The 2667-nt window shown below is 70.0% G+C and carries 1 protein-coding gene and 1 pseudogene; one reads left to right on the top strand and one right to left on the bottom strand.

Annotation, left to right across the window (positions count from 1 at the left end):
* A pseudogene (locus AX708_RS20700) lies at nucleotides 1-1216 on the top strand (hypothetical protein); the annotation flags it as partial.
* Between the two features lie 218 nt (nucleotides 1217-1434).
* Here the strand turns inward: AX708_RS20700 and AX708_RS01255 are convergent.
* Entirely contained in the window at nucleotides 1435-2628 is a 1194-nt protein-coding gene (locus tag AX708_RS01255; protein ID WP_066532204.1) for an NAD(P)/FAD-dependent oxidoreductase, read from the bottom strand.
* Nucleotides 2629-2667 lie beyond the last annotated feature (39 nt).

Genomic DNA, 2667 nt, shown 5'->3' with positions numbered 1-2667 from the left:
GCCGGTGGTGGGCGGCGCGCCTGCGCCTGCGGCCCAGCCCGCGCCGCCCACCACCGGCCCTGCGCCTGCGCCTCAAGCTGGCCCCGGCGGCCCCGGCGCTGGTTTCGCGCCCTCGGCCGAGCAGCGCGAGCAGTTCATGGCCTTCCGCGCGCGGCTGTGCGCCGATGACGGGCAGGCCTTCCTCGAAAGGCTGGTCGCCGCGATCGACAGCGGGGCGGACATCTCCAGGGACTTCCCCGGCATCGATCCCGCCCGCCTCGCGCCGATGCTGGCGCGGCTGCGCGGGGCGGACGGCAAGATCGATCCGGCGCGGCTGACCCAATTCCGCACCCGCATCTGTGCAATCGATCCGGCGATGATGGGCGGCGGCGCACCCGGTACTCCGGGCGCTCCGGGCGCTTCGGCCGGCGGCGTCCCGCCGCAGTTCGCCGCCTTCCGCGAGCGGGCTTGCGGCCCCGATGGCAACGCCGCCATCGCCGCGCTGATCGGCAAGATCGAACGCGGCGAAGATGTCTCGGCCGAGCTGCCGGGCGTCGATCCGGCCTTCATCAAGATGGCGCTCGATCGCTCGCGCCTGCCCGACGGCACGCTCCCGCCCGAGGCGATCGCGCAGTTCCAGCAGCGCTTCTGCGCCGCTGCGCCCCCCGCGGGCGGACCGGGCGGCGCTCCGGCTGGCGGAGCACCCGGCGGCGGCGCGCCTGCCGGGGGACCGGCCTTCAACCCGCTCGCCCAGCGCAGTTTCCAGGGCTGGCGCTACTTCTTCAACCTCACCCACACCATCGAGCTCGCCAACGAGATCCTCGTCGCCCCCGGTCTCGATCCGCTCGACCAGCTCGACGGCGAGGCGACCAGCGCCTTCGGCCAGCCGCGCCATTCGAGCCGCCTCGAGGCCGGCCTGTTCGGCAAGGGCGTCGGCTTCCGCCTCTCGGGCATCTACACCGGCGAGACCCGGATCGACGGCACGGTGGCGGCCAACGACCTGTTCTTCGACGACATCGTCACCTTCAACCTGCGCATCTTCGCCAACATGGGCGAAGTGACGGGGAAGAACGAGGGCCTGTGGAAGGACTTCCGCGTCAGCCTCGTCGCCGACAATGTCTTCGACGCGCAGCGCCAGGTGCGCGACGGGACGGGCATCACCCCGGTCAACTACAACGCCTTCGTGATCGACCCGCTGGGGCTCTATCTCGGGGTGGACCTGCGGAAGTTGTTTTGAGCGGGGGGAGCGAAGTTTACAAAGTTGACACTGTAAACTTCGCAATCCTACAGGAATTGTTATGCAATTTCATGAGATAAACGGCGAAAAGCGAAGTTGACACTGTGCATTCGCTTTTCGTGGCCCAGGGGCGTCGGCGGGCGGGGGCAGGCGAGGAAGTTGACCATGGGAAAGAGCCGCCCGCCTTGTAACGCGCGGCGCGCCTGTAGGAAAATGCTCTATCCGTGCGCCTCGGCGAGGGCCTCGGCGCAAGCATGGCCGCTCGCCCAGGCCCACTGGAAGTTGTAGCCGCCGAGCCAGCCGGTGACGTCGACCGCCTCGCCGATGGCGTAGAGGCCCGGCACCTTGGCGGCCTCCATCGTCCGGCTGGAGAGTTCCGCCGTGGCGATGCCCCCGGCGGTGACCTCGGCCTTGGCATAGCCCTCGGTCCCGTTCGGGGCGAAGCGCCAGTCGGCAAGCTTGGCCTGTGCGGAACGAAGGTCCTTGTCGCCGCAATTCCCGAGTTCGCGCTCCAGAGCGAGCCGGTCGGCCAGCGCATCGGCGAGGCGATCGGGCAGACGCTCGCGCAGCAGCGTGCGCAGGTGAGCGCGCGGGCGGTCGCGCTTGGCTTCGATCAGCCAGTCGGTCGCGGCTTCGGGAAGGAAGGTGATGCCCACCGGATCGCCATGCCGCCAATAGGAAGAGACTTGCAGGATCGCAGGGCCCGAAAGGCCCTTGTGCGTGAACAGCGCGGCCTCGGCGAACTCCGCCTTGCCCGCGCGCGCCAGCACCGGTGCGGCGACGCCCGAGAGTTCGCGGAACAGCACATCCTCGCCACCCAGCGTCAGGGGCACGAGGGCAGGGCGCGGTTCGACCACCTTGAGGCCGAACTGCCGCGCGAGGCGATAGGCAAAGTCGCTCGCGCCCATTTTCGGGATCGACGGCCCCCCGGTGGCGATCACCAGCGCGGGCGCGGCCCAAGCGCGGCCATCGGCGGCGGTGACGGTAAAGGTGCCATCCTCGCCGCGCGCAACCTGCGCAACGTCGACCCCGCAGGTGAGGGTCACGAAGTCGGGCGGGCATTCGTCGAGCAGCATCGCCACGATCTGCTTCGCCGAACCGTTGCAGAACAGCTGCCCCAGCGTCTTCTCGTGCCACGCAATGCCGTGGCGCTCGACCAGCGCGACGAAGTCGGCCGGGGTGTAGCGGGCGAGCGCGCTCTTGGCGAAATGGGGGTTGGCGCTGAGGTAGTTGGCGGGCCCCGCGCCAAGGTTGGTGAAGTTGCACCGCCCCCCGCCCGAGATCAGGATCTTCTTGCCCGGCGCCTCGGCCCGCTCCAGCAGCGTTGCCCGCACCCCGCGCTGCCCGGCCTGCCCCGCACAGAACAGCCCGGCGGCACCCGCGCCGAGGATGATGACGTCGCTTAGTTCCACGAACCTGCCGATAGGGGGGCGCGCGGCAATTGCCAACCG

The sequence above is a fragment of the Erythrobacter sp. CCH5-A1 genome (assembly GCF_001557115.1).
Classification (GTDB): Bacteria; Pseudomonadota; Alphaproteobacteria; order Sphingomonadales; family Sphingomonadaceae; genus Erythrobacter.
The sequence above is the reverse complement of the archived record's forward strand: the minus strand, read 5'-3'. Positions and strand labels throughout refer to the sequence as shown.